Origin of the sequence: Sporolactobacillus pectinivorans (assembly GCF_002802965.1) — a bacterium.
Classification (GTDB): Bacteria; Bacillota; Bacilli; order Bacillales; family Sporolactobacillaceae; genus Sporolactobacillus; species Sporolactobacillus pectinivorans.
This window is the reverse complement of the sequence record NZ_NXGA01000001.1, coordinates 971,022-993,836: the sequence shown is the minus strand read 5'-3', so window position 1 is coordinate 993,836 and position 22,815 is coordinate 971,022. Positions and strand designations below refer to the sequence as shown.

Below are 22,815 nucleotides of genomic sequence, written 5' to 3'. Positions count from 1 at the left end.
AACCAATTCTGAGCGATAAAGGACCCGCTTCATGTTCACCATCATGGCATCGTAAAGCAGATCCTTTTTAGCATTGCTAAAATGTAATTTTGGAATAGCCATTCCCAGCTCTTTCTTAATGAGGCATTCACTTAGCGTTTGTCCTGAAGTGGCCTTGAAGCGGACGTTGTTTTATTCAAAGAAAAAAAGCAGAGAGAAGAGCAACAACTTTTCACTCTGCTTCTTCGAGGTACTTCACAGCCAAAGCAACATAGTAATGGATCGACGCAATAAAGTTTTCAACATCGACCCACTCGTTAGGCTGATGTGCCATATCAGGATTACCCGGTCCGAAAATGAGTATTGGAATATCTCTATTTTTAATTGTGAAAATTGATCCGTCGGAGTAGTAATTTGCTCCACCAAAAGCAGGTTTTTTATTGAAGATCATTTGTAAAGTATTTGCTGATATTTTAATAAAAGGGTTATCTTTAGATGTGCTGACTGGGAGCATATCGTTCAATACTTTTATCTCATACGTAATTTTCATATGATTTGATAGTTCATTTAAGAGGGCTTTTGTTTGGTGTAAGATCCCATCACGTTCCTGACCGGGTACCAACCGAATATCAAGTGTAAGTTTACAATGATCGGCGACCATGTTAGGAGCTACACCCCCGTTTACGATGCCTAAATTTATTGTAGATTTACCAAGTATTTCGTGATCTGGAAGGGTCATTTTCTCCAACTGATTTACAAACTGGTGCATGGCTGATATGGCATTAATACCGTTTTCGGGCCATCCCGCATGTGCTGTTTTTCCGCTTATTGTAACCTCAAGCCAGAGTACGCCCTTGTGAGCGATAAGCACCTCGTTATTTGTTGGTTCACCTATAACCATTGCTGTTGCATTTTCTATTATCCCTTCCTTGGTGACAGATCGAGCGCCCCTGCCATCAACTTCTTCTCCGGCGGTTCCTAAAAACGCTAAATTCCCCTTTAATTTAATGCCCGATCGATGAATACACTCCAAAGCAAGGACCATTGCTGCAACCCCGCTCTTCATGTCCGATGAACCCCGTCCATACAGCCTTCCGTCTTTTTGGAAAGCGCTCCATGGATCGCTTTCCCATTTTGTGTTACCGGTTGGAACTGTATCAAGATGCCCGCTAAGTACAAGACTTTTAGAATTCTTAACTTGTTTATTATGAATCATTTCCACAAAAAGGTTGGTTCTGTCCATTTCAAAAGTATGCAATTCAGCTTTTAAGCCAGCTTTCTCTAATCGGTCTCTTATTACCTCAGCCACTCTTTTTTCATTTCCAGGCGGATTTACACTATTTATTTGTATTAATGATTTAAGGAATAAAACAGCATCGTCTTCATCAATTAAGTTAAATATATCCTCAATACTCATGAACACCACTTCCTCTTGGCATAAATAAATTGCCTATTTAAATTCTTTTCTTGCCTCTTCCAAAGAAATAAGTATTGACAATAACAGCAGATAAAAGAACGGCTCCTTGGATAATTTGAATGATATAAGGAGATACGTTCATTAGGGTTAGCCCGTTATTAATAATACCAATCAGGAATACTCCAATAACTGAGCCAAGCATTGTTCCTATTCCTCCAAAAAGTGATGTACCACCGAGCACAACTGCAGCAATAACATCCATTTCAAAGCCTGTCCCAACGTTCGACGACCCGGATCCCAGGCGTGTAGCAATAATGATTCCTGCAAACGAGGCAATCATGCCGCTAAACATGTAAGTTAATAATTTTATTTTTTTGATATTTACTCCAGAACGTCTGACAGATTCTTCATTGGCACCTATACCGATGATGTATGTGCCAAATCTCGTCTGAGTAAGGACAATCCAGCCAATTATTACTACCAAAATAGCAATAATTGCTGAAATGGGAATATTAAAGAGGTCTCCACTTCCTAAAGACATTAACCATCCGCTTCCACTAATTCCGATTGAATAACCACCAGTTACTAACAGCGCACAACCTTCAACGTAGATCATGGAAGCGAGTGTCACAATAAACGGTGGTATTCTCAGATAAGAGATAATATAGCCGTTCAATAATCCGGCAACCGCCCCAACGATAAGCACAAATATAAAGGCCATGAGGCTGTCCCATCTGGCACTTAATAATACGGCAATTAAAGCACTGGCAAGAGATAATATCGATCCAACTGAGAGGTCAATACCACTTGTCGTAATAACAAGCGTCATGACGACCACTACAATAAGATTGGGAGCAAGCTGCTGAAGAAGATTCAGCATATTACCCGTCGTAAAAAAAGAGCTAGTAGAGAAAGAAAAAAATACTGATAACAAAATGAGTACCGAGAATATTCCGATAAGCTGTTTATTATCAGAAATCCATTGCGATGTTTTTATTGAATTCATAAATTCTGGTTTATATGATTTCTTTTCCGATTTAATATTTCCACCTGCTTCAGCCATTATTTAGCCTCCTTAACTTCACCTGTTATAGAATTACTTAGACTTTCCATGGTAAAATCCTTAATAAGTCTGTTATCAATAATTTTTCCTTCATATAATACAGTGATCCGATCACAGACCTCGAAAAGATCTTGCAAACGATGCGTAATTAAAATGACACTGACACCTGTTTCTTTCACCCTTCTGATCAGGCTTAAAACCATTCTTACCTCCTTAACACCTAATGCAGCTGTCGGTTCATCCATAATTAAAACCTTAGGCTGATAAGTTACGGCTCTGGCAATAGCTACAGATTGTCTTTGTCCTCCCGACAGGTTTTCAACTGCTGAATATGTTGAAGGGATAACAACGCCCAACCGATCGAGCTCTTCTTTTGCAAGAATATGCATTTTCTTTTTATCAATTAAGCGATGAAAGAAACGTAACGGTTCTCTCCCTAAAAATAAGTTACTTGCTACATCCAAAGTGTCACAAAGCGCCAAATCTTGAAAGACAGTTTCTATCTGAAGCTTCTTCGCCTTGAGGGGAGTATTAATATTTATTGGTTTACCGTCAAACAATATTGAACCACTGTCTGGAACATGAACACCACTTAATACTTTCATCAAGGTTGACTTGCCTGCCCCATTGTCTCCGACTAATCCCAGAACTTCCCCGGCATATAACTCGAGATTGACCCCTCTCAACGATTTAATGCTTCCAAAAGATATCATAATATCCTTCATTGCTATTCTTGGAACATTTATCATAGAATTTCTCCTTTTCATAAATAATTACTAGCTTCATAGTTCTAATTTTTGATGCTCAATCAGAAAGGTGAGACGTGAATCTAATAATTTGGGTGTTAATCAATGATTAACACCCAAACACCAAATATTTATTTAGATCTATCTTCGTATAAAGGGCATTGCTCATTACTTGAACAGACTTCTGAATTGATCCACATTACTTTTTGTCACAATCGTAACCGGAGCATTGATCGTCTTTGGAACGGATTGCTTCTTAGCTAATTTTACAGCCGCACTGACCCCTTCACTGCCAAATTGTTCCGGATGCTGCTGAACGACCGCTTTAACCCATCCTTGATCAATACCATCAATTGCCTGTTTCGAAAGGTCCCATCCAAATACAGCAATCTTGTTTTCTTTGTGCTGAGACTTAACAGCTGCTGCCAAACCAATAAGTGCGGGTTCTCCAGTGGCAAATGCCGCATTCATTTCAGGATGTCCGATCATTTGGTTTTGTGCAGCATTCATGGCTGTTTGTTGTACATTCTTACCATCAACAATGTTAACTATTTTCAGATTTGATGTTTTCTTCACTGTGTTCAAGAAGGCATTTTGACGGTTAACCTGTATGAAAGAGTTCAGCGCACCTACAACGCCCATTCGTACAGGTTGTTTCATATTTTTCGTTACATAATTATTAAAATATTCTCCAAGTTGCTCACTACTTTTAGCGTTATCGACACCAATTTGTGTGCTCACCGCTTTACTATTTACAATCGCATCAATTGCTACGACAGGGATTTTTGCTTTGGCAGCTTGCTCCATAGCAGGAATAACGCCCTTAACATCGATTGAATCAACAATAATAGCACTTACACCTTGATTAACCAAATCCTCAATGTCATTATTCTGTTTTACAGGATCATTGTTCGGGTTATCGACGATTAAATTGACTCCAAGACTCTTTGCTTCTTTTTGTGCCCCTTTAATAGACTCAGTAAAAAAATAGGCTTCGGTATTTATTGTTACCAGGCCAATAGTAATTTTTTTACTGTTTTTGCCTGAGCCAGTTGATCCACTATTTGATGAACAACCTGCCAGAACCATTAGTACTCCCAACATTACGATAAGAAGCGCTTTTGTTTTACCTTTAATAAAAGCCATGTTAACCCCTCCTGATTTTTGACAAATTCAAATCTATAAATTGGATTTGTTTATATGCAGTAATTCTCGTCACCATTAGGATAATAACGACTCTATTTGACGGCAGATTCTATCCCGCACCACGTCACTATAAAGTTAGCGTATATTTCAATCAGTGAAAGAAATTGATGGACAGGAACCGACTCGTTCACGCAGTGGCAATGTTGCGGATTCCCGCACCCAAGTATAATAGCCGGTGTCTGCCCGAATTCTGACAAAGTTCTCGCATCACATCCTGCAGGCATTCCTTCAATTACCGCTCGATCAATAACCTTATTCAACGTTTGCTTCATTTCCTGCACTAAAGGATGGCTTAGTTCTGTTTCAAATGGAAAACCTTCCTGGTAAATATTTACTTGCGGTGGATTTTTTTTCAACCACGGATCACTATCAGTGGCTAACTTAACGGCTTCATTCACTTCCCCTTTTACTCTGTCCCGTGTAACTTCCTTCGATTCATTTTTCTCAGGATGATAATGGAGACAAAACTTCATGGTACAGGAATTAGGAACAACCGAGCCAGCAACACCTCCTTCAATAACTCCTAAATTAATGGTCGGACCCGGTAAAAGCGGATGTCTTCGCGTCATAAGCCATCTTCGCTCAAGATTTTTTAAAGCACGATAGATTATTAATGCCTTGTCAATAGCGTTAACCCCCTCCCATAATTGACTGGAATGAAGACTTTCACCGGTTACTTTGATATCATGAAAGAGAAAACCCATATGAGCTGTTTGAAGATGCAATTGTGTTGGTTCACCTACAATAGCACCGTCAGCCCTGTACCCTCTTTCAACACATGCCATCGTCCCGTTTCCGCCGCCTTCCTCATCAACTATCGACTGAATAATAAGATCACCCTTCAGACGAAGGCCCGAAATCTTAATTACTTCAGCTGCCAGAATCATTGCTGACAGCGAACCTTTCATATCCGTAGCACCCAGTCCATAAATTTCATCATCTACAATCTCACCTAGGAAGGGATCCTTTGACCATTGCGATTTATCACCGTAGGGCATTGTATCAATGTGCCCATTTAATATCAGGGACCTTCCTCCCCCTGAACCTTTCAGAACACCAACAACATTTGGCCTGTTTTCATTCTGGTGTCCCAGATTTGCACCAGGAAATTTTTTAATCTTGTCATCTTCAACATCGAATTCATCAACATCAAAATTTAAATCCAGAAGTTTCTGCTTAACCATTTTCTGACCAAATCTTTCATTTCCACCAAGAATACCCTGCCCTTTAACCTGCGTATCTGTTTTAACCATTAAAGACAAAAAATCAACAAATTTTTCTTTTTGCTCCAGAACTGTTTTTTTAAGATTTAATTCTGCCATTCTTTAATCAGCTCTTTCTTGAAATAAATTGTAAAATGCGAATCCACAAACTTTTGTATTGTTCCCAATCAACAAATTCCTTTGATCCCCAATGAGGTGCGCAGTCACTTGCAAAACATGCTGTTTTTCCTTTACCATAATGACCGGTAACAATAAACGGATCGTTTTGGATTGTCGCTAAAACATCCGAGTCTGTTTTAGCAATAAATCTGTTATATCCTAGAAAGGGGGGCCATTCAGTCAGTCCCCTCGTTATATTTTCCTCTTTAACCGTAACAGGATGGACTCCCTGCGGCATTTCAATCCGATCATCCGTGCTCAACAATTCTACCGGGAGAACGTCAGCAAGCACGGTATTTTTGTAATTTGCTTTTCCTTCGACACCAGTGAAAGATAGATATCCACCGATCATCAAAAAACCGCCGCCATCTTTTACGAACTTTTTGATCAGTTCCAAAGCATTGGGCACTATTTTCATCTCATAAAATGTCTCATTCCTTAGTAAGAAAGTATTGCTGCCAATATCGCTCAACACAATGGCATCATATTTTTCTATTTCCTGTTCTGATTTTGGAAATCTGACTTGCACTTCATGAGAAGGCATGTAATCAACTTCAATACCTGAATCTCTTAAGCACTGAATTAAATAGGTCGCCCCCTCTTCATATTTTGTTGAAGTAAAACTGTCATACCCCTTTGTATGAATCATATGTATGACCCAAGACTCGCCAACGAACAATAACCTCATATCTAATCATCCCTTTATATTTTCAACACTATGTTAATTTTAAATTTTGCAATAATTATTTCCAAAGCATATCTATGCAACTTAATATCAATCTTGTTTACTTGTCCACAAAGTGTTTTCTCTTATTGCCACTTCTTATGATTAATGTTGATTCCCGAATATTTAACTTTGTCTTGAGCTCAATAGTTTCTTTTTTATATGAAGGATGATTAATCCTAAAAATTAACTTTTCAGCTGCCAATTCTCCCATTTTATAAATAGGCTGTTCAATAGTTGTCAATTCCGGATTGGTAACCTGTGTAAGAAAGATACCGTCGAATCCACAAACCGCAATATCTTCGGGGACCTTAACCTTAAGCTGGTTTAATTTTTTTAATACACCTATAGCCATCAAATCGTTGCCTGCAAATATTCCATCTATATCAGGGTATTTATTTAAAAGATTTTGAGCCGCTTCCGCTCCTCCATTTATTGTAAAGTCACCAGCTGTTAGTATGGCTGTTGCCCCCAAAGTGCCACTGATCACTGCCTTATAACCTTCCAATCTTTCTTTAGCAGTAGAATCGTACTGAGGTCCATAAATATGAGCTATCTTTCGACAGCCGGCAGTTAATAAGTGACGGGTTGCTACCATTGCTCCATAATAGTTGTCCACTTTAATCGTGCAGGCATTTTCGATATCATTATCCATTTCAAGCACAACCATTGGTGTGTTTTCCTGCTCTTTTAATATTTTTGTATCAATATCATGCGAAGCTATGATTACGCCATCTATGTATTTATTCATCAGTAACTTGACGTAATCATCATCCTGATGATCCATACCTTTTGTGTTTCCCAATAATAATGAATAGCCATTTAGATAGGCGATCTTTTCAGCTCCTTTCGCAAGTTCTGGAAAAAATGGATTGGCAATGTCTGTGACGATTAATGCAAGGGTTTTTGACGTTTTTTTTGCCAAGCCTCTAGCAACTTGATTTGGTTCGTATTTCAACTCCTTTATTACTTTTTCGATTTTTTCTTTTTTTTCTTCACTGACATAGCCCTTATCATTCAAGACACGGGATACAGTTGCGGCCGACACGCCTGCCAATCTCGCAACATCTCTTATAGTGGACAAAGCAACGCCTCCTGCCAAATTAGAAACATTTTCTAAAACCGGTTTCACATTGAATAAAAATTAAAATTGGTTCCACATTATTTGTAAACATTCTATAAATCTGATTAATAGGCTTAACTAAAACCGGTTTCACACGATCTCAAAAAATCATGTTTTTAGATTAATCTGTTTGTATTGAAAAGTCAATCGCTTTTTCTTGAAATATCTAATTATTTTAATTTTACTTATACATAACTAATATGGGAGATTGAGCAGAAATTATGTTATTATCTAACAAAATAGGGCTCTTTCTTTGATTGACAGTACATATAAAAAGAGTTGGCGATGCAGTAAATTGCTTAGTTTGTATGGTAAATTATCTTACAAGCAAATTGACATTTCACAATATAGTGATATTTTATTATTGCACAATAATAAAATATGGAAAGAAGAGGTAAAATGTTTAAAGATGTCATTAACTTGTCCGTTGTCACTTTTAATGCTGTTTGGGGAGACAAGGAAAAGAATTTGAATCGTATTAAAGGGTATATCGAAAGTGCCGCGAAAAAAGGCAGCGATTTTATTGTATTTCCAGAAATGTCTCTGACGGGTTATGATGACGAAGCTGAAAAACCTCTTGAAGAGAAAATGCAATATAAGCTCTCAGAAACAATACCGGGTGAATCGACTGATGAAGTTGCCGAACTAACCAAAAAATATGGCGTTTATGCTGTCTTTGGCATGCCTGAAAAGGATTCTGCAGATCCTTCTAAACTATATAACGCACTGGCTGTCTTTTCTCCTGATGGATTGGTCGGATCCTATCGTAAAATGCATCTTCCTGCACCGGAGCCAAACTGGGCTGTTCGGGGCGATAAACCATTTATATTAAATACACCTTGGGGTCCTGTAGGTTGTGCCATTTGCTATGATACTTATTGCTTTCCCGAGTTAATGCGATATTATGCTGCTAAGGGCTGCCGATTGTACATCAATAGTACGGCACTTGCTAAATGTCATGGCAAGGGATTAGGCACCACAACACTGGAAGCCGGTGTTATTCGTGAGGGTATTTATATCGCATCCGCCAACCTAGGTGGCGTGGATCTGTATAATGACTTCTGGGGAGGCAGCAGCATCATTGGCCCAAGCAGAAAGACATGGGAACCCTATTACTTTGCCGGGCATAAGTTTACGGATGACGTTGCCGGCGAATCTGAGATGTTTACCGCGACCATCGATCTGTCACTTGCGACGCGGTTCCTGTTTAAATACAATTCATCAGTCGAAGGTACAGACTGGAGACCTGATAAATATATTAAAATGTTTGAGGACGCATTAGAAGATACTAAAAACACTACTTTTGTAAATAAATTGTAAATAAATAAGATCTAGAAAATTTACTGATCCTAATATTCAAGACCTGTTTCATATACCATACCGCTGCAACGGTATACGAAGTAGGCCTGTTTTAGCATTGTCAAAAAATTAAAGAAGGCACACTAATATTTCCAATTTTACTCATCAGGTGTATCTCCACAAATACTGTTCACAAATCAATCTGATTATTAATCACGATGCCGCCCTTGTCGTAACGATGCCTCGACCGAGAATATTCGAAGGGTACACCATTATCCAGATATACTACCTGTTCCACTTCGAGAATCGGATCATCAGTTTTGCAGTCCAGATAGGTGATATCCAGTTCATCCGGCTTTACGGCCTTGATGATCCGGTAACTGCTGCCTATTTTAAGGCCGAGGGAGTCCTGGATATACGAATAAATGGAATGAAAGAGTATTTCCTTGTTTACTCCGGGAATGACATCAATGGGCATAAAAGTGTGCTCCAGTTGAAAGGGTTCATTGTCTAAGTTGCGTAACCGGATAATATGATAGATTGGGCTTGTTTCTCCCAGCAACAAGATTTTCTGAAGTCTTGAATTTGGAAAATCACTTTCAAACTTAATAATAGCACTGGATATTCTGTCTTTTTCCTCACCCATGGTTGCTGTTAATCCCGTATAGCTTTTACCGCTGAAATTCATTTCATTGATAAGAGGATTGGACATAACGAATGTCCCTGATCCACGATTGCTAACCAATAATCCTTCAGCGATTAAGGTATCGATGGCTTTCTTAATGGTCACCCTGCTTGTATTAAACTCATCCGCCAATTCATTTTGTGTCGGAATCTGGGATAAGGGAGGGTAGACATGGTTTTGTATTCTTTTTTCAAGAATGTTGGCTATATTTTTATGCTGTACCATCTTTGAATCCCCCTCACCCAATTAATAAAAGATACAGGGATATTATATCAATTTTCCGTATCCCTGTACCATCGGAATAAATTTTCAGCTAATACCTAATTTGTTGATCTTGCCATAAACTTCAATGAGCTCTTTAACCAAAAGTTTCACTGTTTCGGCACTCATGAATTGGTCCTCTGCATGAATCAGCAAAAGAGAAATGCTCTCACCCTCTCCCGATGCTTCCTGCTGTACTAATTTGCTATGAATTTTATGCCCTTCAATGAGAAACTTATCTCCATCTTTTATTAGCTGATTTGCCAAAGATATGTCGCCTTTTTTGCTCGCATTCAGTGCTGCAACATATCTTCCTTTGGCTGTGCCGACATTGCTGATGATTGTAAAAATTTTCTCCTCTAACCCTTCCATCACTTGCCGCCTCCAATTAATTCAAGTGCCTGATTCAATACCGCCTCTCCATTCATCTTTCCGTAATCCATCATATCAATAACTGCCACAGGAATTTTGTTATTCACCATAGTCTTTACTTCATCCTCAAGAAAACTTACCTGTGGCCCGAGCAGTATGACATCCACATGATCCTTCTCATTTTCGACTTCAACCTCAGGAACAGCCCAGATTTTGGCTTCAATCCCCTTGTCCCGTGCCGCTTTTTCCATGTTTTTGACAACCATGCTCGTCGACATGCCCGACGCGCAGGCCAGCAAAATATGAATCATGATCGAACACTCCCCTTTTAGGTTTACTTACTTTTTTTCTGATTCTTCAGCCGCCTTTTTCGCACTTAATTCCAAGAGATGATCATGAACCTTCAAAAATGGCAGATAGATCAACGTAAGGACAACGATAATAAACAATTGGACAACGGGGGCCCTCCAGTCACCCGCTGTGGCCAGAAACGAATTGATAAAAGGTGGAGTCGTCCAGGCAATCATCACCACGCAAGGTCTCATCCATCCAAAATACGTTGCCAGATAAGCAATAACGGATGAAATAGCAGGTGACAAGATAAATGGAATCATCATCGGAATATTGAATACGATCGGCAACCCAAAAATGACTGGTTCGTTGATATTGAAGATACCAGGTGCGATCGAAAGCTTGGCAACATCCCTTGACGCCCTGTTTTTGCTAAAAATAAAGATTGCGATGAGCAGGGCAAAAGTTGCTCCTGATCCACCCATGATCGAATAGATATTGTGGAATGAATAATTGATAATGTTCGGGATGTGCTGCCCAGCGGCAAATGCTTTCATATTTTCGTTCATATTGGCCAGTAAAACCGGATCAAGCAGTGGCCCTGAAAGCACCGCCTGATGAATGCCGACAGAAAACAGCAGATTGCTACAGGCCACAATCAGTAGATATCCAGGCAAACTTGTGTTGACTGCTTTAAGCGGCTGCTGAATCAATATGCCGACCAAAGCCACAAAGTCCATGTGTACATAGACCTGTAGAATAAAAGAAACAAAAGAAAACAGGCAGATTGAAAAGATAATAGGTAGCATGACACGAAATGAATTGGCGACAGCAGGCGGCACACCGTTGCCCAGATTAAACTGCAGTCTTTTTGACTTTGACAGCTTCATGAAAATCTCTGTCCCAAGCAGGCCCACAACGATTCCGGAAAACATGCCTTGCGTCCCGATCTGTGCATAGGAAATGGCTCCTGAAACCTTCACAAGCCTATCCGGCTGAGCGATCGCAGCAACTTGAGCGACCAGGGGCAGCATCACAACGGAGCACGACAGGGCGTTAATTACTGCAGCAATCGGGTTTTTAAATCTTTTATTGACTGCCAGATGATAGGCAATCGCCCCAGCGATGACTATTGAAGACAGGTTCATCGTCCCGTTAGTAATCAGGTTTCCCCAGGTCTGCCATTGAGTCAGTACACTGGCCGGTACGATTTTTGACATAAATCCAGTGGGTAAAATAACAACATTATTAAACAGGACAGCCAAGCCTGCCAGAATGAAAAGAGGCATGATCGTTGCAAATGCATCGCGCAGAGAACGTAAATGAACCTGGGCGCCTAGCTTCTGCGAAAAAATCGTAAATCTTTTCAAGAAACCGCTTTCAAAATTCATTTTAATCCCTCCATGTTATTTGATCAACGGAGATCTTCCCCATTTGTCATGACCACTTTTTGCATCCAGTAAAAGCTTTTTTTAGGGATTCGCTTCAGGTCTCTGATTTCACTGTCATCGCGATTGACATAAACAAAGCCATATCTCTTCTTCATCTGTCCTTGAGAACTTATGATATCTATTGCACCCCATGAAAGATATCCGAGACAATCAATACCGTCTTCAAAAATAGCCCGTTTCATTTCATCAATATGTTCACGATGGTAATCGATGCGATAGAAATCATTGATCTGCCCGTCTTCATCACGTTGTTCATTAACCCCCATTCCATTTTCAATCGGAAAAACCGGAAGATGGTAGCGGTTCGCTGTTTTAACAAGTGCCAGACGGAAACCAATGGGATCAATCTGCCAGTTCCACTCGGTTGTTCCAACCAGAGCATTCTCTATCTTCCCATACTGATCAAATTGAAAAAAAGGGAGATTCGGCGGAATACGATTGGCACTGATGACACTGCTCGCATAATAACTGAAAGAAAGGAAGTCTGCCTTTCCATCTTTCAAATCTTTTTCATCGCCTTGTTCAAATTGTGGAAAGCAATGGTGATTTTTTAAGTACTGAACCATATAGTCCGGATACTTTCCGTTGGCATAGACTTCAAAATAAAACTGGTTCAGCCGTTCATCAATCTCCTGAGTAATCAGCTGATCTTTAGGCAGTGTTGTTGCCGGGTAGCGAAGCTGATAAGCAATCATTCCACCGGCTAATGCATGAGGAACTTTTTGATGCAGGTAGCTGACGACTCTTGCGTGAGCGATCAACGCATTATGATTCACCTGATAAATAAGCTTTTCGTTTGGCGGTAAATAGCACCCGCCTATCGAACTGTCCCACCCGAAAATATTCTGTTCGTTAAAAGTCAGCCAGTACTTGACCTGATCTTTATAACGATCAATAATGATCTTCCCATAACGAACAAATGCATCGACGACATACCTTGAGGCGAAGCCATTATATTTCCTCGCTAAATGTGCAGGCATATCAAAGTGATACAAACAAATCATCGGTTCAATATGATTGTCCTTTAACCGCCGAATCAGACTGTCGTAAAACTTCAGACCTTCCTCATTGACGGCTCCGTCTCCCGATGGAAACACCCGCGACCACGATATTGAAAAGCGGTAACAATTAAAATGCATTTCTTTCATCATGGCAATGTCTTCGTCATAGCGATGGTAATCATCAGTAGCTATCTTCCAGTCCGATGCTTTACCTCTGACACAAAGATCTGGTTCGTCATAAACTGATGGACCCTTTCCCCCCTCATTGACTGCTCCCTCCGTCTGCATCGATGAAACAGAAGTCCCCCATAAAAAATCATCTTTTAATTTCACCAGCACAATCACATCTCCCTTCATCCAACATGTCAATTGTAAGCGCTTTATAATAAAATGTAAATACATTTTATTATATTTGTGTTTTCTTTTTTCCCACAAAAAACCCATTTAGTTTTAGGGCATTATTTCGTCCTTTTTTTAAACTATAAAAACAGTGCCTCCCTGATATTTACAGGAGGCACTGTTTTTTTCTGGTACGCGCGCTATTCTTTATTCTCCTTTGAAAGCGGCATACGTCTTACTGCTCTCTCTCATATGGTAATGTGTGATTGTCATGTAAATGTGACCCTTGCCTCGTCCAAGCTGGCGGATATATAAAGTGACTGAACTGCCACCTGAAATCTTTTGCGCAATCAATCTGTTTCTGGAATTGTAAACTCTGATGTCGTCGCCCTTTTTAATTCTGTAGACTCTGACTTGATCATAGCGGTGTTTATAATTATATACTTTGATCTGGCTCGATCTTAAGGCAGCGGAGATTTCACCGCTAAAGTACACCTTTGTCCAATTGCTGGTCCCCAAATGAGGATGCGTGACTGATAAATAAACATTCCCGGACTGACTGCCCAGCTGATGAACGTACAGTATAGTTGAGCTCCCCTTGGCCGTCTGGGTTTTTAGCCAGTGTTTCTGGGAATTATAGAGACGGATTACATCGCCCTTCTGCAGACAGTTGACATAAATTCTGTCATCTGCTCCTCGATTATTAACAATGCTCACCTGAGAACGGCTTAAAGGCTTCGAGCTTGCAATAACTTTAATGGATTTCGCGCCGCTTTTATTCCCTGCGGCGTCTGTCGCATAGATTTCGAGCAATGTCCCTGCCTTTAATGTGGGAATCGGAACTTGATATTCTCCAGTGCTATTCGCATTGCCAATGCTGATTTGCCTGCTGCCTGATGTTACCGTGATTACCGACCGGGTTTCTGCTGTACCCGTAACCGACGTGTTGTTGTCGGCCACCTGATACACTTTTGGGATAGCTGGAGAGGCCGTATCATTAAAACGGCCGTCTGCAAGATTTGTATAAGTAATATTTCGCTGAGGTGTCTTTGGAATGGATGAAAGCTTCATCCATTTGACAATAGCCCCTCCACTCCTCAGACTGACTGAGGAACTGTCGTCAGTATCAACCACTGGATCGATATTTTGAAATCCCGGTTCATTATGAAACCCAAACCTGCCCGTGCTCCTTTTCAAATATAATGCTATTCGAAAATCGGTCATAAACTTTCCGAACGACATTTGAGGATCGATATATTTATGGATCAGGTCTTGAACCGCCACATAATTGCTGTGCGGATCGTTGATTAATTGCCTAAAGATACCGTTTCCCTGACCGCACTGAATGCGCAGATACTCCATAAACAGATAGGACAATGAATAATTGGCAATCGTATCTCCACTATTATCCCAATAAAGAAGCGAATGTCCATCGGCAATGTCCGGATCGTTGTTATAGTCATCAATTTGATCCTGCAGGACAGCGTTAGCATTGACTTGCTCTGCGTAGATCTGCTCTGCAGCCATCGAAAGTCCTTCGTTCATCCATGTATCCATAGGATCATGCTGCTGTACCAGAAATTTTTGATTAAAATTAATCATATGCTGGAATTCATGAGCAAGCGTTGAAAATGCCTCAGTCACATCTTTGGTTGGCCCCGTCCCCATTGATGGATTGGTATCGATATAAAAAATTTCCGTCTGATTTGAATTTTCTATATAGGGCGGGTCGTTCGGGAATAAGTCTCTAGGATCAAAATATCCGGCGTCATAGTCGGAATAACCATTGCTCGGGTCAAATCCATCCTGAATGTCGAAGCAAAGAATGTTTATCTTACCACTCCCATCAACATTCGGCGCGCTTCCGAAATTCGAAACGTCCAAGGGATAAATAATCCGGTCAAATTCCTGGCCAAGTCTTGTGGCGTCGGCTGAGGTAAACTGTGGATCACCGACCCAAACATCGGCATGCGACCCCACATATTCTAAAGTTGCTTTTTCTGGATAGTATGTATTGGTTACAAGATTGGAAGCTTGAAATGTGCGTGAAGCGCCAAGCTTCTCAGATTGTTTGACAGAGCGAAGCAACATGCTTTTTTGGAGCATGTTTTCTTTGACAACTGGAGGATTAAATGGCTTTACATAATCCAGCCGATGAGCACTTTTCTCAACAGAACGGATCAGATTTGAGCGATCTTTCTGGTCAAATGTTACAGTGTTTGCTGAACTATTCCCGTCTATCGATTCATTACTGATCAAGACAGGGCTCTCTGTCCCGGATGACTGTGCATACGCTTGATTGTAGTCGACTGTGCTTAGGGAAAAAGAAAAGATAAACAACGAAGCGATCAGCATGAAGAATAACTTTTTTATTTTTTCCAAGCCGTCCACCTCTTTCCCTAATCATATCTAAGCAAGTTTTTCAGATTACTAGATTAAAACTATTAAAATTTATTGAGTTCACTTTGCACCGTTTGTATAATCACCGGTTTGTCTTTCGGATTGAGCCATTTCATAATCCTGACGACATTTTCTTCCGACACCGCAGTGCATCCCAAGGTATATTTGTATTTTCCGAGCGCGATATGGAAAAACACCGCACTGCCCTTTCCCCTCACCCGTTGCGTATTATAATTGATGACAAATCCATAATCATATTGAGGAATATTCATTTTTTCACTGTATTGATGAACACGGTACATATTTTGCAGGGTATTGTAATATTTCGAGTGAACATTATCGACCCATACATCCGATTTGCTGATTCTATGATATGGGAGATTGGTCCCCGGATTTTTATAACGTCCAAATGCCTGTGTAATCGTATATTTGCCAACCGGAGATCCTTCCGACCATTCCGAGAAACTGTGCGTAAATCCACTCTTACCTATTATTCCTGTAGTGATCAGCACACGCTGCCATTTATTATTTTTACCCCTGTTAAAGGTTTGGACGGTCACTGAGTCTTTATGATATCCGCTTGCCGTGACGAGAATAAGTTGTTTATTTTCCCTTATTGTTTTCATTTGATCGACAATCTGTTCACTCACTGATTTCGAATATATATTATTTTGCGCCTCTGCGTCGGATCCATTAAAAAGCAGTACTACGACAAGCAGGCATACCACGAATAGCGAGACTATTTTTCTATTTGACTTCATATGGGCCATCCTTCCAAAAAGCAGCAATAACTTGTTGTAACTGTTTTTATTATACATAAATAAACAAGTGGCACCACTTGTTTATTTTTTCAAGGGCTAAAATTCTTTCAAATTGTATGATAGATCTATTAATTGCCTCTCATTCTACAATTTTCCAATACTGATTACACCGCTACCGCTAGCCTTGTAGCCGACACAGAAATGCTTAGGGCTTAATCAGCCGTGCTGTGAACTATTTATCGGTTTCTGTATCAATTTATCAATACATAAAATTATAGCCCAGCTATGTTCTCACACTGCTGAGCGTTCTTTCATATCTATATAAGCTCCAATTCTTATATTTCGGCACATCAAATTTTATCGGACAGCTCGACCGGAGACCATACAAACCTTGGATCACCGAACTCTGTTTAACCGCCAGCCAATATTCAAAGCATATTGATGGGTTGCAGGACTTGCAGGGTTCCAGCGCATTTTATATAGGGTGTCCTGATGGTCGGATTGTTAATATTATTGGCTGCCGATAAATTTTGCGGCGGCAATAATTGCGGCTTCAGGGTTGAACCAGCCTTGCTTGTAGGCTTATCCGGACCCCCTCTGATCAGGATTCGAATCCACAGCACCAATTCCCGTAAATGTTATAAATGATCTGCGGTCTGATCGCTTTTCTGCCGGCGCTTGTTATCCGAATTCCTGTTGCAAGCGACAAAGACCATTGCCAGTTTCCAGCATTGCGTGAGCGGTCAGAGAATTTTATTGATGCGTCCTTGATTTGCAGCTTGTATAAAGCAGATGCTTTTCCAGCAAAAATACCACTGCTCTTCAGCATTTTTGGTTCGGTTCGCCTGCACTGACCAATGTCGGACTCGAAAGATTAAGAAACTGAAAGTGCGCCGCTGCTCCCGGACTTAAAATTAAACGAAATGAGATAGTACTGCACGTCAGAAGGCGAGCCGTTCACCCAGCTGGTGTTGAAATCAATAAGGTACCCGGCTAACCATCGCAATGCTTTTTGTCTGCATCATTGTCTTTAATTCACCATTAGCTGGGCTCATTTTCTGCTACTATGTTTATTATAAGCTGCTCGTTGCTAGTCACACCGGCACCCTGTTTCCCAGCTGCTAATCTCCGCCTATAATCGAACAGATTCTCTCCGCAATATGATCAACGACATCCTCTGAATCTTCTCCTCGGTTCTTCTCCTGCCCGCCCATTTCCTGATGGATTTCTTCCGTAATCTGAAACTCATGAAAATCCTCCCACCTTACAAGAACACATCTTCCCGGATGACGCAAATAAGCGACTGTATCATTGTCCTCTCTCATCTGATCACGAGTAACCAGAATCAGCTGTTTATGAAGCGACACAGCCTCCGCAACTGTCCCCCATCCCGGTTTTGAAATGACAATATCGCTGGCAGCAATATAGTTCTGAGATTCAGTATCCTGGCCCGGTATGGGATGAATATTCTCACCTATGACGGCCATATTGCTGGAAACAAGAAAAACACAGTCTTTACTTCTCCACAATTTCAAAGAGGCAAGATTATCTGCTTCTATTTTCATGCCCAGTCCAAAGAATACAATCGTTTTGACAGCTTCTGGATCAACCAGACGTTTAATCCTTTTAACTTCTTCCAGCTGTATATTACGTGAAAAGAATCCAAACGACTCGTTCCCTTTTCTCCCCCACAGTCTTTCCCTGCTCCCGGCCAATGCAAAAAAATAATCCATATCCTGATAACTGTCCAGCAGGGGCTGCCGTTCCTCTTCTGTCAATAGACCGCTGTATGCAGTGTACCAGGTGAAATTGGAGATTCCAATTGACGGAACGGATGCCGCCCTGGCTGCCGTAAAAGGGACAGGTGGGATATCACTGATCACCAGATCAACATGATTTTTCTTTAGGAATAAGGTTTCCTTGCGGGCAGATTCGGAGAAACCACGAACAAATTGTTCGTACTTTATCTTTAGACCATCTGCATCGGGATGCAGATCGTACGGCTTAAGAACATATCCGATATCATTCGTCAGCCTCCTCATAACAACTTGGTCTTTGCTGATAAGATCATAAAGGGACTCGTTCAGAAACTCATAGGCAAAAGAATGGCAAATTATTATTTTTATATCCAAATTTTTTTCCCTGCATAACCTTCTGATAATCGCCACACTTCTGGCTGCATGGCCGTATCCATAATCGGAAATATAATAGGCAATTGTTATGAACCGGCGGCCTCGTGGCGCAGTTGCTTTTGCTATCATCTGCATTCTCTGTCCTTCCGGATGGAACAGTCTGAGGAAAAAAGCTTTCTTTAATTAGGTATTCGGCATCGTCAATGGGATGTCCTTCCGATTGACGGACTGTCTCCGGTAACGGCGATGTAATGGAATGAATTGTAAGATAATCTGGTAGACAGTATCCTAAAAAAATGGGAGGAATGATTTGATGGAATCCTATTATACCAGGAGAAGAGATTGTGACACAGTTGAAGTGGATGATGAAGACAGCTTAATGATCATCAATACGGACGATTCAACCGTAACCCATCTGAACGGTACCGGAAGCTGGTGCTGGTCGATGCTGGAAGAACGGCAGAACGCCGATTCATTGGCACAGTCCTTGCTTGAAAGTCAGCAAAAATCGGATCAGAGTGACACGGATTTTCTTGAGCTGAAAAAAGATATTCAGGCGTTTCTTGATAAGATGGTGACTTGCGGGTTAATTGAAAATGCTTGATGAACACCGCCGCTTGTCTGAAAAAAAAATAGCCTCTGCAATCCGTGATGAACTGAATCGCCACGGGCAGATGATTCTGACTGCAAACGGACAAAGCATGTTTCCGTATATTCAGCAAAGCGACATCTGCACTTTTTCCCGGTTGGAGAAAGATTCTGCTCTAAAAAGAGGCTGCATTGTCCTTTATCAGAATGATTCCGGAAGGCTGATTGCCCATCGCTATCTGAGAACTAATGTCAGTCCAGACGGCTGGGAATACTTTCTCATCAAAGGAGATTCCAATCTGTATCCTGATCCTCCTGTAGCCCCTGGACAGCTGATCGGTGTATTGACAGGAATGAAGGCGGCAAAGCATCGACTCCGCATCTCGCATCTGTCCGATCGTGCATGGTGCCGGATGATTCTTGATGTTCCAAGGTTATCATGGCTCATCAATAAGTATCTCAATCTGCGAAGCCGCGCTAAAAAAAAGATTACCATCGATTTTAAGCGCGATTTTAAGCGATCCAAAGTTTAGCCGGTTCTGCCTTGCGGAATAGCGCGACCGGATCCTTTCAGAGGGTGAGAACAGTGAAGATGATTGAGAAATTCGGCCTGAGTAACTTCAAACTGACATTCAAACTGATTTGGCCTTTTCTGCTGAAACACTGGCCAGCTTATGCCGGCCTGTCCTTTACAATGGTCACCCGGATATTGCTGACGATCATATTCGCTTCTTTCTTCGGAAAAATCACAGACGCGGCAACCAGGGGCAACCTGGTCGGTCTGTCTAGGCTGACCTTCCTTGGTATCGCTCTGCTCCTGTCCATAATTCTGATTGGCTATCTGGATACATTTTTCGAATGTGCGGCGATATACGGCGTGAAACGCGACATGAAAATCGCTCTTTTCAGACATACGCTTCTCCTGCGTGCCGAAACAATCTCCTCAATCCGTTCGGGCGATTTTATCTCACGGTTCGATAACGACATGAATCAGATTGAAAATATGCTGGGCAGCCGTCTGGTCGACCTGCTTCGCCTTCCGCTGGTTTATCTTTGTGTTTTTATTTATCTTTTTCATATCAATTCTGTACTTTCACTGATTAGCTGGGCGATCGCACCTGCCGCGATCGCCGGGAGCGCGGTTTTTGGACTGCTGATGCGGCAAAACAGCCGTCAGATTAATAATCTTGCCGGTGACAATACCCAGATTGTAAGTGAAACGCTTCAGGGCTTTTCAGTACTCCGTTCCTTCGTTCTTGAGCGTGTTTTCTTTCAACGGTACACCAGACAGAATCATAATTTATACCATCTGGAGATGAAAAACGCAAATCTGCGCGGTCTTTATTATGCTGGCGGCCAGACCGCCGTCAGTGCAACATTTCTTGCCAGCCTTTGCCTTGGCGCCTATTTTGTTTCCAGAAATCAAATGACGGTCGGCGCTCTAGTCACCTTTATCACGCTCGTCGACCAACTGGTGTATCCTCTGACCGGTGCTGCCGGGAACTGGGCCGCATTTCAGAAGGCATCAGGATCGATCGAACGGATCCAGCATGTCTTTGATCTTCCGCTGGAAGCAGGCCGGCTTCCCGATCCAGGGACACTTCCCGCGATTCATCCTGTTTCCCCTCAGTCGATTGAATTTGATCGTGTCAGTTTTTGCTACAAACCAGACAAACCGGTACTCACTTATTTTAGCCTTTCAGTCCCTGCGGGGAAAAAAACGGCGATCGTCGGTTTCAGTGGTGCGGGAAAATCGACGCTCTTTTCTTTGTTATTAAATTTTTATCAGCCGCAATCAGGCGTCATTCGCATGAACGGGCATCCGATTAATGAAATGCCGCTTTCTGAACTGAGAAGATGCATTGCCCATGTGCCACAGGATCCCACGCTGTTCAACGGAACCATTCGGGACAACCTGCTTCTTGGCCGGGAAAGAAGCAGGTATGAAATTGAGCAGGCGGCCAAATCCGCATCCATTCATGACTTTATTCAATCTTTGCCCGATGGCTACGACACGCTGATCGGAGAACGGGGATTGCTTCTTTCAGGCGGTCAGAAGCAGAGACTGGCCATCGCGAGAGCGATGCTGAAAAATGCGCCGATTCTTCTTCTGGACGAGGCCACTTCATCTCTGGACGGGGAAACAGAGATGAAGGTAAAATCGGCCATTGATCAGCTTATGGCCGGCCGGACGACACTTGTCATTGCCCATCGCCTTTCGACGATTCGGAATGCGGATAAAATTGTGGTCATGAATAAAGGGGAAATTGTTCAGGAAGGAACTCACGAAAAATTGATGGCTGAAAAAGGTCTCTATCGAAGACTCCATCAAGCCGATTTTGTGAAAGAAAAGCAAAGCCGCGCATTAATATAATCTGATAATTGTCTGACCAACTATGTGCAGTCAGATCACTCCTTAATTTAGATACATTGCTGACGGACTTTTTACTGTGCCAATTGGCATTTTTGCCACCACATTCAAAGGAGAAATTCAGTATGATTAAAAAAATCGCGCTCGTGGACGAGCACCTCATTCAAATGACCTGTGATTCTACTAACCTTTGGGAGTTGATTGAACCTAACTTCCAGTTTGTCAACTCTTCGGCCTTCGGAGCGATTAATGTCACATTAGACATTTTGGGGAACTACGGGTCCCCTTTCAGTGACTTCCACGTTGCAATCAGCGACGCTGCCGGCGGAACTCTCTATAGGCGGACAGATTACCTGTTGGAAATCGACAGGGATTTTAAAAAAGCCGTTATCCGTGCCTATGACAAAACAGCCCTAAAGCACGCCTTGCTCAATTTTTACAGCAGTTATCTCCTTCATCTCAATTGGGGGATCCTGATTCACTCCTCCTGTGTTATTGACGGCGGACAGGCACATTTATTTGCCGGTGAGTCGGGCGTCGGCAAATCGACAGCTGCACGCCTGTCGAAGCCGCGCCAGTTGCTTTCAGATGAAGCAACACTGATCAAAATTACTCCGGCAGGGATCACGGTCTTCAACTCACCTTTCCGCAGCGATATTCCTGCGAATAACATTGAAGATTCCTGTCCGCTCAGCAGTATTCAGTTACTGCATCAGAGTTCGGAGAATAAAAGAATTCAAATCAAAAAAAGCAGCGCTCTGCTGCAATTATATAAACTGGCATTTTATTGGACGAACAAGCCGGAAGATATGCCGAAAATCCTTTTGCTCTTTAAAACAATGATTGATCAGGTTCCGGTCTACGATCTATATTTTCAAAAGAACAATTCATTCTGGCAGCTGATTTCACAACCGGATTATCATCAGGAAGCAGTTGAAGCCAGAGCGTAACGATGATGTAACGGGAAATAATTATACTGGAATCATGGAGTATTGATACAATGCTTCAATCTTATTATTGAATGCTGCGAATCGTTTTATAAGGGAGGTGAACAACCATGGAGAAAACAATCAGCAACGAAGCAAAGTCTCTTCGACCGCTTGTTCTCAGTCATGAAAACATTCAGTTCCATGCCGATGCCAGCACAAACTCTTTCGGAAGCAAGCCAAGTAACTGTATAAGTTAAGCGGCTGTGGTTCCGGGATAACGATTTTCCTGCCTCAT

The 22,815-nt window shown here is 41.6% G+C and carries 20 protein-coding genes; 5 read left to right on the top strand and 15 right to left on the bottom strand.

What is annotated here, in order from left to right; genetic code table 11:
• Positions 1–211: 211 nt before the first annotated feature.
• The 7 genes from COP04_RS04915 to COP04_RS04885 all read right to left on the bottom strand — a co-directional run bounded on the left by COP04_RS04915 (position 212) and on the right by COP04_RS04885 (position 7,601).
• The gene (locus COP04_RS04915; RefSeq protein WP_100486964.1) at positions 212–1,396 is read right to left on the bottom strand and encodes a M20 family metallopeptidase; all 1,185 of its coding nucleotides are present in this window, start codon (positions 1,394–1,396) and stop codon (positions 212–214) included.
• A gap of 37 nt (positions 1,397–1,433) precedes the next feature.
• A complete protein-coding gene (locus COP04_RS04910; protein WP_239984766.1) occupies positions 1,434–2,459 on the bottom strand; it encodes an ABC transporter permease in 1,026 nt (341 codons plus the stop codon).
• Positions 2,459–3,208: an ATP-binding cassette domain-containing protein gene (locus tag COP04_RS04905; protein ID WP_204988022.1), complete on the bottom strand. Its 750-nt coding sequence runs from the start codon at positions 3,206–3,208 to the stop codon at positions 2,459–2,461. Before COP04_RS04905 ends, COP04_RS04910 begins: the two co-directional genes overlap by 1 nt.
• 165 nt (positions 3,209–3,373) lie before the next feature.
• Positions 3,374–4,351, bottom strand: coding sequence for an ABC transporter substrate-binding protein (locus COP04_RS04900; RefSeq protein ID WP_204988021.1), 978 nt, complete (start codon positions 4,349–4,351; stop codon positions 3,374–3,376).
• Positions 4,352–4,443: 92 nt separating this feature from the next.
• On the bottom strand, positions 4,444–5,733 hold the full coding sequence (locus COP04_RS04895) for an ArgE/DapE family deacylase (RefSeq protein WP_100486963.1): 1,290 nt from the start codon (positions 5,731–5,733) through the stop codon (positions 4,444–4,446).
• Between the two features lie 7 nt (positions 5,734–5,740).
• Positions 5,741–6,481 (bottom strand): glutamine amidotransferase, encoded by a 741-nt coding sequence (locus tag COP04_RS04890; RefSeq protein WP_100486962.1) that lies wholly within the window; start codon positions 6,479–6,481, stop codon positions 5,741–5,743.
• A 97-nt stretch (positions 6,482–6,578) separates the two neighbouring features.
• Positions 6,579–7,601: a LacI family DNA-binding transcriptional regulator gene (locus COP04_RS04885; RefSeq protein ID WP_100486961.1), complete on the bottom strand. Its 1,023-nt coding sequence runs from the start codon at positions 7,599–7,601 to the stop codon at positions 6,579–6,581.
• Between the two features lie 438 nt (positions 7,602–8,039).
• Between COP04_RS04885 and COP04_RS04880 the strand changes: the two genes are divergently transcribed.
• Complete coding sequence (locus tag COP04_RS04880) at positions 8,040–8,960, top strand: carbon-nitrogen hydrolase family protein (protein ID WP_100486960.1); 921 nt, start codon at positions 8,040–8,042, stop codon at positions 8,958–8,960.
• 169 nt (positions 8,961–9,129) lie between these two features.
• On the opposite strand, the gene COP04_RS04875 is transcribed toward COP04_RS04880, so the two are convergent.
• The 8 genes from COP04_RS04875 to COP04_RS04835 form a co-directional block, all read right to left on the bottom strand.
• Positions 9,130–9,849: a GntR family transcriptional regulator gene (locus COP04_RS04875; protein WP_100486959.1), complete on the bottom strand. Its 720-nt coding sequence runs from the start codon at positions 9,847–9,849 to the stop codon at positions 9,130–9,132.
• Between the two features lie 84 nt (positions 9,850–9,933).
• Positions 9,934–10,257, bottom strand: coding sequence for a PTS lactose/cellobiose transporter subunit IIA (locus COP04_RS04870; protein ID WP_100486958.1), 324 nt, complete (start codon positions 10,255–10,257; stop codon positions 9,934–9,936).
• Positions 10,257–10,568 (bottom strand): PTS sugar transporter subunit IIB, encoded by a 312-nt coding sequence (locus COP04_RS04865; protein WP_100486957.1) that lies wholly within the window; start codon positions 10,566–10,568, stop codon positions 10,257–10,259. Before COP04_RS04865 ends, COP04_RS04870 begins: the two co-directional genes overlap by 1 nt.
• Positions 10,569–10,595: 27 nt before the next feature.
• A complete protein-coding gene (locus COP04_RS04860; RefSeq protein ID WP_100486956.1) occupies positions 10,596–11,939 on the bottom strand; it encodes a PTS sugar transporter subunit IIC in 1,344 nt (447 codons plus the stop codon).
• A 23-nt stretch (positions 11,940–11,962) separates the two neighbouring features.
• Positions 11,963–13,339 (bottom strand): glycoside hydrolase family 1 protein, encoded by a 1,377-nt coding sequence (locus COP04_RS04855; RefSeq protein ID WP_239984765.1) that lies wholly within the window; start codon positions 13,337–13,339, stop codon positions 11,963–11,965.
• Positions 13,340–13,546: 207 nt separating this feature from the next.
• On the bottom strand, positions 13,547–15,721 hold the full coding sequence (locus tag COP04_RS04850) for an Ig-like domain-containing protein (RefSeq protein WP_100486955.1): 2,175 nt from the start codon (positions 15,719–15,721) through the stop codon (positions 13,547–13,549).
• A 62-nt stretch (positions 15,722–15,783) separates the two neighbouring features.
• On the bottom strand, positions 15,784–16,500 hold the full coding sequence (locus tag COP04_RS04845) for a L,D-transpeptidase family protein (RefSeq protein WP_157800180.1): 717 nt from the start codon (positions 16,498–16,500) through the stop codon (positions 15,784–15,786).
• Positions 16,501–17,621: 1,121 nt separating this feature from the next.
• Entirely contained in the window at positions 17,622–18,767 is a 1,146-nt protein-coding gene (locus COP04_RS04835; protein WP_100486952.1) for a glycosyltransferase, read from the bottom strand.
• 178 nt (positions 18,768–18,945) lie between these two features.
• Between COP04_RS04835 and COP04_RS04830 the strand changes: the two genes are divergently transcribed.
• From COP04_RS04830 to COP04_RS04815, 4 genes are all read left to right on the top strand, one after another.
• A complete protein-coding gene (locus tag COP04_RS04830; RefSeq protein WP_100486951.1) occupies positions 18,946–19,236 on the top strand; it encodes a PqqD family protein in 291 nt (96 codons plus the stop codon).
• Positions 19,229–19,753, top strand: coding sequence for a S24/S26 family peptidase (locus COP04_RS04825; protein WP_157800178.1), 525 nt, complete (start codon positions 19,229–19,231; stop codon positions 19,751–19,753). Before COP04_RS04830 ends, COP04_RS04825 begins: the two co-directional genes overlap by 8 nt.
• Positions 19,754–19,812: 59 nt before the next feature.
• A complete protein-coding gene (locus tag COP04_RS04820; RefSeq protein WP_100489529.1) occupies positions 19,813–21,594 on the top strand; it encodes an ABC transporter ATP-binding protein in 1,782 nt (593 codons plus the stop codon).
• A gap of 122 nt (positions 21,595–21,716) precedes the next feature.
• Positions 21,717–22,541, top strand: coding sequence for a hypothetical protein (locus tag COP04_RS04815; RefSeq protein WP_100486949.1), 825 nt, complete (start codon positions 21,717–21,719; stop codon positions 22,539–22,541).
• Positions 22,542–22,815: the final 274 nt, after the last annotated feature.